At 34.7% G+C, this 13,645-nt stretch carries 14 protein-coding genes; 6 read left to right on the top strand and 8 right to left on the bottom strand.

The genetic code is table 11. The annotated features are described in order from the left end of the window. The first annotated feature begins 39 nt into the window (after positions 1-39). The 5 genes from ACFOWA_RS12620 to ACFOWA_RS12600 all read left to right on the top strand — a co-directional run bounded on the left by ACFOWA_RS12620 (position 40) and on the right by ACFOWA_RS12600 (position 4,190). Positions 40-867, top strand: a complete 828-nt coding sequence (locus tag ACFOWA_RS12620; protein WP_378985655.1) for an ABC transporter ATP-binding protein — start codon at positions 40-42, stop codon at positions 865-867. Between the two features lie 3 nt (positions 868-870). After that, positions 871-1,683 (top strand): hypothetical protein, encoded by an 813-nt coding sequence (locus tag ACFOWA_RS12615; RefSeq protein WP_378985653.1) that lies wholly within the window; start codon positions 871-873, stop codon positions 1,681-1,683. 18 nt (positions 1,684-1,701) lie between these two features. Further along, positions 1,702-2,076 carry a GntR family transcriptional regulator gene (locus ACFOWA_RS12610; RefSeq protein WP_378985651.1) on the top strand — a complete coding sequence of 125 codons (375 nt, stop codon included), beginning with the start codon at positions 1,702-1,704 and terminating at the stop codon, positions 2,074-2,076. Between the two features lie 4 nt (positions 2,077-2,080). Then, the gene (locus tag ACFOWA_RS12605; RefSeq protein WP_378985649.1) at positions 2,081-2,923 is read left to right on the top strand and encodes a hypothetical protein; all 843 of its coding nucleotides are present in this window, start codon (positions 2,081-2,083) and stop codon (positions 2,921-2,923) included. Positions 2,924-3,203: 280 nt separating this feature from the next. Next, a complete protein-coding gene (locus ACFOWA_RS12600) occupies positions 3,204-4,190 on the top strand; it encodes an alpha/beta fold hydrolase (RefSeq protein WP_378985647.1) in 987 nt (328 codons plus the stop codon). Here the strand turns inward: ACFOWA_RS12600 and ACFOWA_RS12595 are convergent, their stop codons facing one another. Genes ACFOWA_RS12595 through ACFOWA_RS12585 form a run of 3 tightly spaced genes read right to left on the bottom strand, consistent with a single transcriptional unit; the run spans position 4,191 to position 6,944 of the window. Further along, positions 4,191-5,090 (bottom strand): DUF6263 family protein, encoded by a 900-nt coding sequence (locus ACFOWA_RS12595; RefSeq protein WP_378985645.1) that lies wholly within the window; start codon positions 5,088-5,090, stop codon positions 4,191-4,193. It abuts the gene before it with no gap. A gap of 18 nt (positions 5,091-5,108) precedes the next feature. Beyond that, positions 5,109-5,882: a M90 family metallopeptidase gene (locus ACFOWA_RS12590; RefSeq protein ID WP_378985643.1), complete on the bottom strand. Its 774-nt coding sequence runs from the start codon at positions 5,880-5,882 to the stop codon at positions 5,109-5,111. A 33-nt stretch (positions 5,883-5,915) separates the two neighbouring features. Further along, the gene (locus ACFOWA_RS12585; RefSeq protein WP_378985641.1) at positions 5,916-6,944 is read right to left on the bottom strand and encodes a Gfo/Idh/MocA family oxidoreductase; all 1,029 of its coding nucleotides are present in this window, start codon (positions 6,942-6,944) and stop codon (positions 5,916-5,918) included. Between the two features lie 103 nt (positions 6,945-7,047). Here ACFOWA_RS12585 and ACFOWA_RS12580 point away from each other — a divergent pair, with 103 nt between their 5' ends. Further along, positions 7,048-7,392: a hypothetical protein gene (locus ACFOWA_RS12580; RefSeq protein ID WP_378986156.1), complete on the top strand. Its 345-nt coding sequence runs from the start codon at positions 7,048-7,050 to the stop codon at positions 7,390-7,392. A 155-nt stretch (positions 7,393-7,547) separates the two neighbouring features. Here the strand turns inward: ACFOWA_RS12580 and ACFOWA_RS12575 are convergent, their stop codons facing one another. From ACFOWA_RS12575 to ACFOWA_RS12555, 5 genes are all read right to left on the bottom strand, one after another. Beyond that, positions 7,548-8,225: an OmpA family protein gene (locus ACFOWA_RS12575; RefSeq protein WP_378985639.1), complete on the bottom strand. Its 678-nt coding sequence runs from the start codon at positions 8,223-8,225 to the stop codon at positions 7,548-7,550. A gap of 174 nt (positions 8,226-8,399) precedes the next feature. Then, positions 8,400-9,092, bottom strand: coding sequence for an ABC transporter ATP-binding protein (locus ACFOWA_RS12570; protein WP_378985637.1), 693 nt, complete (start codon positions 9,090-9,092; stop codon positions 8,400-8,402). Between the two features lie 2 nt (positions 9,093-9,094). Further along, complete coding sequence (locus ACFOWA_RS12565) at positions 9,095-10,567, bottom strand: DUF5687 family protein (protein ID WP_378985635.1); 1,473 nt, start codon at positions 10,565-10,567, stop codon at positions 9,095-9,097. A gap of 55 nt (positions 10,568-10,622) precedes the next feature. Next, entirely contained in the window at positions 10,623-11,903 is a 1,281-nt protein-coding gene (locus ACFOWA_RS12560; protein WP_378985633.1) for a replication-associated recombination protein A, read from the bottom strand. Between the two features lie 415 nt (positions 11,904-12,318). Next, complete coding sequence (locus tag ACFOWA_RS12555) at positions 12,319-13,623, bottom strand: MFS transporter (RefSeq protein ID WP_378985631.1); 1,305 nt, start codon at positions 13,621-13,623, stop codon at positions 12,319-12,321. Between the last annotated feature and the right edge of the window lie 22 nt (positions 13,624-13,645).

The raw sequence follows: 13,645 nt of genomic DNA, 5'->3' as shown, positions 1-13,645 counted from the left end.
GATTATACTTTAGTGTATTATTTAACTAATACAGTAGATATGATTAAAATTAACAATCTAAATTTTGGTTACAGCAAGCATAAACCATTATTTAAAAATATGAGCATGCAATTAAGCAATGGTCATATTTACGGTTTGCTTGGAAAAAATGGTGCTGGTAAATCTAGCCTGTTAAAAAACCTGGCAGGCTTGGTTTACGCTCAAAGCGGAGCGCTAGAAGTTATGGGATTTAACCCTGCAAAGCGCCAGCCAGCACTATTAGAGCAGATTTGCTTTATACCTGAAGAATTTTATTTACCATCAGTTAAGATAGATTCGTACGTAAAAGCCAATGCGCCATTTTATAAAAAATTTAATCACAGCTATTTCTTTGAGCTTTTAAAAGAGTTTGACATACCGGCAGATAATAAACTTATTAATATGAGTTATGGGCAAAAGAAGAAGTTTATTATTGCATTTGGTTTAGCTACTGAGGCAAAATTAGTTATTATGGATGAGCCTACAAATGGTTTGGATATTCCATCGAAAGCCCAGTTTAGAAAAATTATGGCTTCGGCATTAACGGATGAACGTTGCATTATCATATCCACCCATCAGGTTCGAGATTTAGATAATTTAATTGATACTGTAATTATGCTTGATGAAAATGATGTTGCTTTAAAGGCATCGGTTGAAGATATTACCAATAAATTAACCTTTAAAAAAGTAAAAGAATTGGATGAAAGCATTATTTATGCCGAACCTTCTTTGTCGGGTTACAATGCAGTGATGCCAAACTATCATAACGAAGATAGCAAGCTGGACATGGAACTTCTATTCAATGCGATACTTGCAGAAAAAATCAAATTTAAACCTTTATTTAACTAAGCGATGAACAACACATTTAACATAAACAGGTTTGGCTTACTGCTTAAAAGACAATGGTTAGATTTTGGAAAAATTTACTTGATAAGTCTTTTGGTGGTTGCAGGCGTTTTAATTGGGTTTTATAGCTATTATATTCCAAGCATTGAAAAAAGAACTGGCAATTTTGATTACGAGGGCAACCTTGATTTGCGTTTTCGCTATGGCATATTTTTAATTCTAGGTTTTTTATTTACTAGCACAGTAGCTAGTGGTTACTTTAGTATTCTCGGACAAAAATCAAGAGCTATTTTGGAGTTGATGACACCTGCATCCATTACTGAAAAGTTACTATCAGGAATATTTTACACAGCAATAGTAAGCCTAACGGGCTACTTAGTTATATTTTACTTGGTAGATTTGAGCTTTGTAAAATATCTAAATTCCAATATTGATGCCTTCAGGATTACCAATCCAAAAGTTGCCGAAGCCCAAAGTATTACTTACCAAATGTTTAATGATAAAAATTATCGTGGATATTTAGAATACTTCTTTGCCATCCCTTTCTTAATTACAAGCATTTTTCTACTTGGCTCGATATATTTTAATAGATTTCATTACATCAAAACAGCCATTTCAGTAATGATATTTTCGGGAATTGCATTCTATGCAATCTATAAAGCAGGAGGAATTTTAACGAAAAATATGGTTAATATTAGACATAGAGGTGCACACAACGATGAAGAATTAATATTTCTTTTGATCCTCTTGGTAACATCTGGCTTAACACTAATTTTTTGGACGATAGCTCACATCCGTCTTAAAGAAAAAGAGGTTTAATTTTTAATTGGTATAGATATGGAATTTAGAGATAACAAGGCAATATACCTACAAATAGCAGATTATGTTTGCGAACATATTTTGTTAGGAAAATGGAAAGCCGACGAGAAAGTGCCATCAGTAAGAGAGCTTGCGGTAGATATGGAAGTTAATCCGAATACAGTAATGCGCACTTACGAACTGCTACAAAACAAAAACATCATAAACAACAAAAGAGGTATCGGTTTTTTTGTGGATGAAAGTGCTATTGAACACGTAAAAAACTACCGAAAAATTCAATTTATAGATGATGAACTACCTGTAGTATTTAGAAACATCTATTTATTAAACATTGGCTTTGATGAACTTGAAGCTAAATATAAAACATTTGTTAAAGAAAATTTTAACGCTTAAAAACATGAAAACAAGTAATAAATTATTGATATCGCTTGCCATTTCGCTGATATTAATCCCAATAATTGTGATTGCGGTGAATGTGAAAATAAATTATAAATCAGATAAAGAGCAGGATATTGCAAGCAAGAATATCGAACACTTTGCCACATCATCAGAAGGCTATGTTAGTATCCCATTATCAAAGAAATTTACATCTGTTAATATCAGCGATGCCAAAGGATTTTTCATAAATGTTCTGCTACTAAAGGATACAGCATCGGGAATAAAAATTCCTGATCATCTTAAAAGTATGCTAAGCTACACAGTTGATAAAAATGGTGTATTACAATTTCAAATTAACCAACAAAAAAATAATACCAAGGAATATGCTTCGATAGTTGTGTATGCGCCTTCGCTTAATAAATTTAGTGGTAGCAACGGTCATGGTATTGGATTAGGAATTAATTTAGATTCTTTAACAATAGATGCAACATCTTTAGGCTCACTTACAGTTGCCGACGATTCTAAATTTGACAAATTGAACGTTTCTGGAAATAATATTAAGAGCTTCTCAATCAACAATGCAAATGCTGGAAATGTCTTTATGAATCTTAACAATACGAATTTCAGTACCGAATTCTCATCCTTTAAATCATTATCAATTAATGCCTCTGGAAATTCGAACATCGAAATTAGTGGTGCAGAACCTGATAAAACCAAATATAAAATAGATAATCTATTTATCAGCACTAAAGGTAAAACGGATTTGAAATTAGAAAACATCCATGTTACCAAATCATCAGGAAGCTTATCCGATTCTACAACTGTAAATATGTCGGCTGCTGTTTTAAAAACAATGTTTTAATAACATTATTCTGCGGTTTGTGCTAACGAAAAGTTAAACGTATAAATTCTTTATCAACAATTGCTTTTAAAACATTGCTTTTAAGATTGCTTCGTACCTCGCAATAACGACCGCCATTCAGTTTTAGTGAGGTACGATGCATTCGATATATTCCTATTAATTAATTTTAAATAACCCACTACGCTTGAGCTAAAATTTCAGGCATGGTTTTTAAACTATTCTCTTCAACCAAATCGAATTAATTATTATTAATTTCGCCAGGTTACTAAAATATTTTTAAATGAAGAGATTTTTAATTCTATTTGCCCTTTCGTTATTTTCGTTTACAGCTGTGCAGGCGCAAAAAATTGATACGTTATCCATCACTCTTGAGAACGTAAAATATCCGTACCCAATAAAGTTTTTACCAATCAATATTGAAGGTCAGGATGTTAGAATGGCTTATATGGATGTACCTCCAACTATTGCTCCAAATGGAAGAACGGTTATGCTATTCCACGGCAAAAACTTTGGTGGCTATTATTGGAGCCACGTAATAAGAGCTTTAGCGGGGAATGGTTACCGAGTTTTGGTCCCAGACCAGATTGGATTCGGGCGTTCATCTAAACCGATTATTAACTATAGTTTTAAGCAATTGGCTCAATGGAATAAAAAGTTGCTGGATACTTTAGGCATTCAAAAAACTTCAATTTTAGGACATAGCATGGGCGGCATGTTGGCAACACGATTTGCACTAATGTTCCCAGAACGGATGGATAAATTGTTATTAGAAAACCCAATCGGCTTAGAAGATTACAAAACTTTTGTGCCGGTTTCTACTGTTGAGGAGCAGTATCAGCGAGAACTCAAAAATACCGCAGAAAGCATTCGCCAATATTACAAAAGCTCTTATTTTACAGTTTGGAAACCTGATTATGAGAGTTTAGTAAACGTTGCCGCTGGGGTAACCTTTAGTGCCGATTTCCCACGATATGCTAAAGTTGCTGCACTAACCTATAACATGATTTATGAACAACCAGTTGTAGATGAATTTAAAGATTTAAAAGTTCCAACCATTCTTTTTATCGGCAAAGAAGATAAGACGATTGTTGGAAAAGGTTTACTTTCGGCTGATCAACAGGCCATTCATGGTTTATACAGGTTTTTAGGAAAAAATACAGCTCTTAAAATACCCGGCTCAAAAATAGTTGAATTTGAAGCATGCGGACATATACCTCATGTAGAAATTGTAACAGAATTTTTAGTAGCGCTAACAGGCAGTTTATAACTAATTTATTTCTTTTCCTACAACTTTATTTATTCCCTCTAAATTAAAATCTACAGATTGTTCGGCAACTTTCATTTTACCATATAATTCTAAACGGGTATGTGTATTTAATACCATACCTGTTTTTAAATCTATCTGTGCATCGCCGATATTCATACCCTTTAAATCGGTTTCCATTTTGCTGCCTAAACTTTCAAATGCTCCTTTTGAAATAAGTGTACCTTTAATTGCGAGCGTTGCAACACCGTTTTTTACTTCTTTAAGTGTATAAGTCATTGCCGATTCGATAGGCATGGTAATTACAACTTTGGTATTCACAACCCAACTTTCACCAATTTTTACTGCTTTATCTGGGAAAATTTTTAAAGAAGATTCCATCGATTGTTTGATAACCTCAGCATTAAACTGTTTAGTGAGGGAAGTCTTAATTTGTTTCAATTGCGCAGTATCAGTGGTCATTTTAGCAGCCATACTATCCACCATTTTATCAATCCCCGATATTGATTTTACTCCACCGTTTGGTGCCATTACCATATTAAATGTTGCATTTCTTAAACCTGCAAATGGATTTGGTTTCCCTACCTCTTCTTTATCAGAATCTAAAATCATTTCGTTTCCAGCGCCAACCGATTTAATATTCAATCGTTTGTAAATCACCTTTATATTTTTATCGCCAGCCTTTGCTTCCGAAATATCAAAAGTGTAATCTGTACCAACATTTTGAATGTAATTCAATTCTTTTCCATCTACTTTCTGGCTAATGATTTGGTCGGAGTTAAAAGCATAACTGTACTTTTTCCCTATTGGATAATTTTGCTTTAGCAAATAAGTTTGCTGGGCAAAAATGTTTAAAGAAATTAAACAAAATGCTACCGATATGATTATTTTGATGTTTTTCATTTTTTAAAGATTGATTAATTATCCTGCAGGTTGTTGTGCAAATATTTTACTTAATTGATGATATAAATCGGGGTGTTTATCTTTTAATAATTCAGGCTTTTCGAAAAAATATTCTGATACCACCGCAAAAAACTCTGCCTCATTTGTAATTGCGTAAGGATTAATGTCAGATTTGTTATCTTCAATCCGCTTCATTTCTTCATGCATCATTTTTATCCACGGTAAGGTATATTCGTGGCTCATCAGGTTTTCCGGAACTCCATCTGTAGCACCGTCAGATTTATCCAAAAGATGTACAAATTCATGGATAGCGGTATTTTCTTTTCCTGCGCTTTTAGAAAAACCCTGTCGTAATGCAGAACGAGATAAAATCATTTGTCCGTTCATGTAACCACTTCCAACCATACCCATAATGTTTCTTTCGCCTCCTTCAAATTGAAAATCGCTGTTAAATGTATCGGGATAAAGCAAAACGCTTGTGAGGTTTTTATATTGCCAATCTTTAAATCCAAAAATTGGTATAACAGCACTCGAAGCTATTAATAACTCATCAAAGGTTGTCATTTCTAATTCAATGCCTTCAATTTTCACTGTGCTAAAAAATGCTGCAACTTTTTGTTCAAATCTCAACTTATCGGTCGAATCTAAATGCTGATAGAAACCTACATAATCGTTTAAAATTTGTTTATCTGTTTCTGTTAAAGGCTCAATAGCAGGCTTCTTTTTCCTTAAGATAAAATAAAGCGCTAGTAAAAATATAGGGATTAGGTAGGCAAAAGGTAATGAACTCATGAATGGTTACTCGAATTGGTATTATTTTATTTGTTATTTACTTTCTAAAATTTCTAATTGAATCAATACATCCTCACGTGTTACGGGGTATGGTGCATTTGATGTTAGCGAGAGATAAACAGCATCAAAAAGTGGTAAATAACTACCCTTTTCTGATGGTACAACTTCTTCCGTTTTCAAACCCTCATTATCAATTGTGGTTAACAATCCATCTTTGCCTTTAGGTTCAATTCCATAACCTTCATCAGTCAATTTCATTCCTGCAAGCAACTGTTCTTCCTGACTATCTGCTCTCTGTTTTATAAAACTGCCATTAACACCATGCAGCACAAAAGCTGCTTGTGGATTTACCACCAACATACTCGATGTTACAAACACATTCACGCTATCTGCATAGTTAAGCTGAATGGAGAAGTAATCATCAACCGCGGTATCCTTCCTATTCTTCCCTAAAATTTTATGATAACTTAAAGGTTTTCCAAAAACGCTAATCACCTGATCCAATAAATGCGGACCTAAATCGTATAGCAATCCACTTGCTTCAACCGCCTGTTCTTTAAAAGCTTTCGGACCAATTACTTTTCTGTATCTATCGTAACGTAAATGCATCTCATTCAATTTACCTAATTTTCCACTTGCCAAAACTTTTTTTACCGAAGCAAAATCACTATCCCAACGGCGATTTTGATAGAAGAAAATTTGCTTACCAACACTATCTGCTAAATCGAACAATTCTTTTGCCTGTTTAGCTGTTGCCGTAAAGGGCTTTTCTACAAGGATATGTTTTCCTTTTTCTAATGCAGCTTTAGCATGTTCGTAATGAAGATTATTTGGAGTATTAACAACTACCAATTCGATTTCTGTATCGTTTAAAAGCTCATCAACACTATTGTAACTTATTATTTCTGGGTAATCATTTAGTGCATTTTTTTTACTGCGTTCTGCCACTGCTTTTAAGTTGAAACCATTGTGTGCATGCAAAAATGGGGCGTGAAAAACTTTTCCCGACATGCCATAAGCCAATAAACCAGCGGAGATAATTTTATTTGAGGTTGAATCCATAGATTATAAATGTAACCAAAAATACAATATTGATGTTAGCATATTGTAGAAACACCAAACCTTTTAGTATATGCTGAAACCTTTTTACACTATCTTTGCAAACATGAAACCGTCGGAGATTAATAGCAAATGGAAAGCGCTGCAAGAGAAAATTTCGCAAGAATTTGATTCGGATTTTCCTGATTTAAAAGTAATGTTATTTCTGATTGGAGTACAAGAATTAGGTAAAGGACCCAAGAAATACAGTAAACGCCAAAAAGAAGAACTGATGCATATCGCAACCTGCAGGTTATTGAGCGAAATGGGCTTTTACGAATTGGAAGGATTAGACCAAGATGGTTGGCCACATTGGAAATTGGTTAAAGCTATACCACCTTATACTATGCTAGAACAAGAATTGCTAATGAAATCTTTGGTGGTAAGCTATTTCGAAGATATTTATTCTTAAACAGGCTACAAATTATAATTACTATAAATAAAATTCTTTTTGTTAAAGAGATTGCTTCGTGCCTCGCAATGAAGAAAAAAAAATAATTAAAAAACCCCGATTTTTTGAATCGGGGTTGAATATATATAGACCTCTGAGAGGGAATGTGCTAAAAACTATCCTTGTTTTTGCGCAGTGCTTTTTAATGCATCGTTAGCTACAATAACAATCTCTACACGACGGTTTGCAGCACGACCAGTTTCAGTTTCGTTATCAGCAATTGGCTCAGCAAAACCTTTACCAATTGTTACCAATCTTGATGATGGAACACCTTGAGAAACTGCATACGCTTTAACGGCTGCTGCTCTTCTTTCAGATAAACCCATATTATATTGTTCAGTACCGCGGCTATCTGTATGTCCAATAATTTTAATATCTGTATCAGGATACTGATTTAATGAAGCAGCTAAACTTTGTACATTTGTTTTAGCAGCATCTTTTAATGCAGTTTTATCGAAGTCGAATAAAATACCGCTATCAAATTTTACAATAATACCTTCACCTTCACGGATAACTTCTGCATTTGGAATTGCTTTTTGAATTTCTGCAGCTTGTCTATCCATTCTACGACCGATAAACGCTCCAGCTGTACCACCAACAGCACCACCAATTAAAGCACCAACAGCTGTGTTACCTGCTTTTTTACCGATTAATGCACCAATTACACCACCTGCAGCAGCACCAATACCTGCACCTTTTTGTGTTTTTGTTAAACTATCACAGCTTTGAAATGCAATAGACCCTACCGCTAATCCTATACTTAATGTTGCTACTCTTACTTTTGAAATACTCATAATAATTAAGGTTTAATTTCCTGCGTGTCTGTATTCAAACACAATGCCAAAAATTATTACTTCAATATTTTAATTTTATCAACCGATTACAGAGCTTAAAGGAATATTAAGAAAACAAAAAAAAGCGCCTGACGAATCAAGGCGCTTTTAATGTATTATTATTAGTACAAAGCACTAAGCCGAAAAATAGCTTTCTAATTCTTTAAGCGTGTTTTCATCGGTTTTAAAATCCTTAATTACTTTGCCTTTCTCAACCAGAATAATTCTGTTGCATACATCGGTAACATGGTTTAAATCGTGACTGGAAATAAAGGTTGTCATATTACCAGGATGTTCTTTTAAAAGCTTCTTCAACCTGATTTGAGTTGTTGGGTCGAGGTTAGCAAAAGGCTCATCTAAAATTAAGATTTCGGGTTTCTGCATTAATGCCGCGGCAATACCAACCTTATTCTGGTTTCCTTTGCTAAAATCACGAATGTACTTTCCGCTGTTTAAAATCTCACTATTAAAAAATTCAGAATACTGAGTTAAATAAGCAGAAACATCAGCTACGCTCAAATCATGCAAACTCCCAATAAAAATAAAATATTCTTCAGGTGTTAAATAGTCGATAAGAAAACCTTCATCTAAAAATGATGCAGTGTAATTTTTCCAATCATCTTTTAGCATAACATTTTCACCTTTTGATAATACTTCACCTTCTGTAGGGCGAATTAAATCTAAAAGCATACGGAAAAAAGTGGTTTTTCCTGCTCCATTGTTACCAACTAAACCTATGGTTTCACCCTGTTCAATTTGTACATGTTCTATGTTTACAACGGTTTTATCGCCATAAACCTTTTTCAAATTTTTAATTTCTAAAATCATAATTATTCTCTAAAGCCTTCGGCTATTTTATAACGTTGTTTTTCAAATTTTGCAGTAATCAAGTTTACCCAGAAACCTCTCATCAAAAGCATAATTAAACCAAATACAGCAACTACAATTAATCCCCAGTATGGCATATTCATCATCCCAAAAGGTACATAAAGCAATATTGGTGTTAGTGCATATGGAAACATCAATAAAAACTGGGTTGCGCTCGTACCTTGATAGTTAAAACTGGCAGCCTTAGTAATATCCAATCGTTTTTTATTAAGTGTGGCCAGATAAAGAACGATTACAGTGCCGAAACCTATGTTGTATAAATATGCGGCCAATTGAAGCAATAGCAACTTCGGGCTTAGAAATCCATAAAAACTTGCCAGCAATGTAATTATGCTTGATGCGATGGTAAACAGCAAAAATTTTGCTTTGATAAAATCTTTAAAATTGATTTTGGCACTTAGCAAACCATCAAAATGTGCACTCTGCCAGGCAAACATAAACTGCCCATAAATGATGATGGAAACTCCCGTCATAAAAATAGCACCGAACATCATTTGTCCGAATTTATCACCATCAATAGCTGGCGTTTTGTAAAATAGAAATCCATAAAGCAAAAAGAAGAAACCCAGTATTACTGATGAACGCGAACGTTTATGGCGTAAAATTAATTTTAGCTCTAACGCTGCAAGTTCGCCAACTTTTCCAAAACGGTTTAAAAAAGCATAATCGGTACTTACTTTTTTCTCTTGCTTGCTGCTTAATTCTTCTGTGTAGAGATTCTTTCTAAGGAAATCTGAATTGATTTTAAAGATTAAAAAAGCTGCAATCGCAAAAGCAAATCCAATGTATGGGTGTAAGGCAATCGCTTTAAAAACAAAATCGGAAGCAGCCATTATAGAGATAACTTTGTAATATTCCAAAGCCGCGAAGCCAGCGATAATTATTAAGCCAACAGCGGTATAAAGTACATTACTAATGGTTTTTCTTTTAATGTATAATACTAAATAGTTATTAAAAATTGCAATAGAAAATATGGAAACAATGTACATTACAGTTGCAAATGCACCATAAGCGGGCGCAATACGCATAAAAATAAATGGCAAAAACAAAAAGAACGGCCATACGTTAAATGCAGAAAACAAAGATTTTACATTCAAGAAGGAAATTATTTGACTGCGTTTTATTTTTAAATGTAGATAAGGAATTATGCTTAAGGTTGGCAACTCTTGCAGTTGTAAACGCATAATAAAATCAAATGCAAAGTAATATAGAATGAGTCCGTTAAAACTGGTAATTACATCTTGGTTAGCGAAAATTTTAGGCAATAAATAAGGCATACTAAAACCTGCTCCAACCGCTAGCGCCAGGAAGTAAAGCATAAAAAAACCTAAAATAATTTGGGTGGCAATGCTACTGCCTTTGTTTCGCGATCGCCAAAAGGATTTCGATTGATGGCTTAAAAAAGTTTTCAGCATAAATAGTTTTGATTTAGTTCTTTTAGTTAGTGTTTGTTTTTATTAAAATGTTACATCAATACTTGTATTTTTCTTTCCAGTTTTGCCTAAGTTTTTCTCTCAACTTTTCCTCAGCCGGATTTTTCCCCGGGTCGTAAAGTTTAGTGCCGCTTAATTCATCCGGGAAATATTCTTGCGCTTCAAAATTGCCCTCATAACCATGCGAATATTTGTAATCTTTACCATAACCAATATTCTTCATCAATTTAGTTGGGGCATTACGAATGTGCAACGGAACAGGTAAATTACCCGTTTGCTTAACCAAAGCTTGTGCCTGGATAATGGCCTCGTAAGATGCATTACTTTTTGGCGAACTTGCTAAATAGGTTACGCATTGCGATAAAATAATTCTTGCCTCCGGGTAGCCAATAACATTAACTGCCGTAAAACAATTATTAGCCAACAGCAAGGCGTTCGGATTGGCATTTCCAATATCTTCAGATGAAAGAATCAATAACCTGCGGGCAATAAACAAAGGGTCTTCACCGCCTTCAATCATTCTGGCCAACCAATACACCGCAGCATTTGGGTCGCTACCGCGGATGGATTTTATAAATGCAGAAATGATGTCGTAATGTTGTTCTCCGGCCTTATCGTAAAGCGCTAAGTTTTGTTGGGCATGTGCTAAAACATTTTCGTTGGCTAGTACGATGCTATCTCCGCCTATCCCATTGATAGCAATTTCCAACACATTTAAAAGTTTTCTGGCGTCGCCACCACTCAATCGAATTAAAGCCTCATGTTCTTTTATGGTAATTTTCTTTTGAGATAAGAGAACATCTTTTTTTACAGCTGTTTGCAGCAAACCAGCCAATTCCTCCTCGGTTAAAGATTTTAAAATGTAAACCTGGCAACGAGAAAGCAAAGCGGAAATGACCTCGAAGGAAGGGTTTTCGGTTGTTGCACCAATTAGCGTAACCAAACCTCGCTCGACTGCGCCAAGCAGGCTATCTTGCTGTGATTTGCTGAAACGGTGAATTTCATCAATAAATAAAATGGGCAAACCTAAAAAGCTATCTTTCAAAGCCGCTGCTTTATCAATTACTTCGCGAATATCTTTTACGCCACTGTTAATGGCACTAAGGTTAAAAAATGGCCTGTCTAATGTTTGAGAAATGATATAAGCCAAAGTTGTTTTCCCCACTCCGGGCGGTCCCCAAAAAATCATCGATGGTAGCTGACTGCTTTCAATGCCTTTGCGCAAAACCGCACCAATGCCAACCAAATGCTTTTGTCCTACATATTCATCAAGATTTTGAGGACGCATTCTTTCGGCTAAAGGGGCTTGATTGAGCATAATGGTAAATATAGAAAAAATATCTTTTGACACGGAAACACAGAAATCTTAAAGTAGGTTTTTAAAGAGTTGTTTTAATCACAGATTTACAATGATTTTTTTGCTACGGAAATACAGAAATCACGGAATTGGATTTTGATGAATTAACGTGGGATTATTTTTAACCAAAGATTTACACGGATAAACACGGATTTTTTTTGCCACAGAAACATGAAAATCACGGAATTGGATTTTTTGATGAATTGATTTGGGATTATCTTTAACCACAGATTTACACGGAGTAACACAGATTTTTTTGCTACGGAAATACAGAAATCACGGAATTGGATTTTGATAATACTTTTAACGCAGATATTTTAGCGCTTTATCTTCACTACAATAATCTTTAAAATCCTATAATCAATTTAATCCTGGTCTAGTCTTCTATTTTCGAGTGATGTTTTGTATCCTTCATTGTGGTATATAAAATCAGCGAAATTAAAATACAGCCAGTAACGTACCAGTAAAAATAATTTTCGTGACCTATATTTTTAAACCAAAGGGCAAGATATTCTGCCGTTCCACCGAAAATGGCAACAGTTAAAGCGTAAGGCAGTCCCACACCTAAAGCCCTAATTTCGGCAGGAAATAGTTCTGCTTTAACAACTGCATTTATACTGGTGTAGCCACTTACAATAATCAACGCAGCAATCATCAATAAAAAAATTATTGTCGTATTGGTTTCATTTGCTAAACCAGTTAAAATCGGCACGGTACATAAAGTTCCTAAAACACCAAAGCCAATTAACAGCGGCTTGCGACCGATTTTATCAGATAATAACCCAAACAAGGGCTGCATAATGGCGAAAACCAAAAGCGAAACAAATGATAATGTTGTAGAGGTTTCTTTACTTAAATGAACAGTGTTTACCAGAAATTTTTGCATATACGTGCTGAAGGTGTAAAAGGCAATTGTACCACCCAAGGTTAAACCAACAACAGTAAAAACCTCTTTAGGGTATTTCATCAATACAGCAATTCCACCTTTTTTATCTTCTTTATTCCTCTTAAATGCCGAAGTTTCATCGATATGTCTTCTTAAATATAAAGCTATGAACGATAGAATGGCACCAATAAAAAAGGGAATTCTCCATCCCCAGGCATGTAATTCGGAAGGTGTTAACAGCCAATTTTGTAAAATTAATTGTATGCCCAAAGCCAGCAATTGCCCGCCGATTAGAGTTACATACTGAAAACTTGAATAAAAGCCTCGATGCTTTTTGGTTGCCATTTCACTTAAATATGTTGCCGAAGTTCCATATTCGCCACCCGTGCTTAAGCCTTGAATTAGCCTAGCGAAAACCAACAGTAATGGCGCAAAAATCCCGATTTGTTTGTAGCCTGGTGTTAAGCCAATAATTAAGGAACCAATTGCCATGATGAATACCGAAAGCGCCATAGATTTTTTCCTTCCCTTTTTATCGGCAATGCTGCCAAATAACCAACCACCAATTGGCCTCATTAAAAAACCAACAGCAAATATTCCTGCGGTATTTAAAAGCTGTGCGGTTGGATTGCTATTCGGAAAAAATACAGGTGAAAAATATAAAGCAAAAGCCGAGTAGGTGTACCAATCGTACCACTCAACCAGGTTACCAACCGAGCCACCGAAAATAGATTTTAGTCGATACTTGACGTCGTCGATTTCCTTTGCCGTAAAATCATTTTCAGTTGGATGCATAGTTTGGTATTAATTTCTAATA

The sequence above is a fragment of the Pedobacter lithocola genome, from assembly GCF_042650845.1.
GTDB lineage: Bacteria > Bacteroidota > Bacteroidia > Sphingobacteriales > Sphingobacteriaceae > Pedobacter > Pedobacter lithocola.
This window is presented reverse-complemented; position numbering and strand designations above follow the sequence as displayed.

Excerpts from the sequence above, each read along its gene's own strand:
- ACFOWA_RS12595 (WP_378985645.1), bottom strand. The coding sequence starts at position 5,090 with ATGAAAAACATCAAAATAATCATATCGGTAGCATTTTGTTTAATTTCT.
- ACFOWA_RS12580 (WP_378986156.1), top strand. The coding sequence starts at position 7,048 with ATGAAACCGTCGGAGATTAATAGCAAATGGAAAGCGCTGCAAGAGAAA.
- ACFOWA_RS12555 (WP_378985631.1), bottom strand. The coding sequence starts at position 13,623 with ATGCATCCAACTGAAAATGATTTTACGGCAAAGGAAATCGACGACGTC.
- ACFOWA_RS12610 (WP_378985651.1), top strand. The coding sequence starts at position 1,702 with ATGGAATTTAGAGATAACAAGGCAATATACCTACAAATAGCAGATTAT.
- ACFOWA_RS12620 (WP_378985655.1), top strand. The coding sequence starts at position 40 with ATGATTAAAATTAACAATCTAAATTTTGGTTACAGCAAGCATAAACCA.
- ACFOWA_RS12585 (WP_378985641.1), bottom strand. The coding sequence starts at position 6,944 with ATGGATTCAACCTCAAATAAAATTATCTCCGCTGGTTTATTGGCTTAT.
- ACFOWA_RS12565 (WP_378985635.1), bottom strand. The coding sequence starts at position 10,567 with ATGCTGAAAACTTTTTTAAGCCATCAATCGAAATCCTTTTGGCGATCG.
- ACFOWA_RS12590 (WP_378985643.1), bottom strand. The coding sequence starts at position 5,882 with ATGAGTTCATTACCTTTTGCCTACCTAATCCCTATATTTTTACTAGCG.
- ACFOWA_RS12615 (WP_378985653.1), top strand. The coding sequence starts at position 871 with ATGAACAACACATTTAACATAAACAGGTTTGGCTTACTGCTTAAAAGA.
- ACFOWA_RS12570 (WP_378985637.1), bottom strand. The coding sequence starts at position 9,092 with ATGATTTTAGAAATTAAAAATTTGAAAAAGGTTTATGGCGATAAAACC.
- ACFOWA_RS12575 (WP_378985639.1), bottom strand. The coding sequence starts at position 8,225 with ATGAGTATTTCAAAAGTAAGAGTAGCAACATTAAGTATAGGATTAGCG.
- ACFOWA_RS12560 (WP_378985633.1), bottom strand. The coding sequence starts at position 11,903 with ATGCTCAATCAAGCCCCTTTAGCCGAAAGAATGCGTCCTCAAAATCTT.
- ACFOWA_RS12605 (WP_378985649.1), top strand. The coding sequence starts at position 2,081 with ATGAAAACAAGTAATAAATTATTGATATCGCTTGCCATTTCGCTGATA.
- ACFOWA_RS12600 (WP_378985647.1), top strand. The coding sequence starts at position 3,204 with ATGAAGAGATTTTTAATTCTATTTGCCCTTTCGTTATTTTCGTTTACA.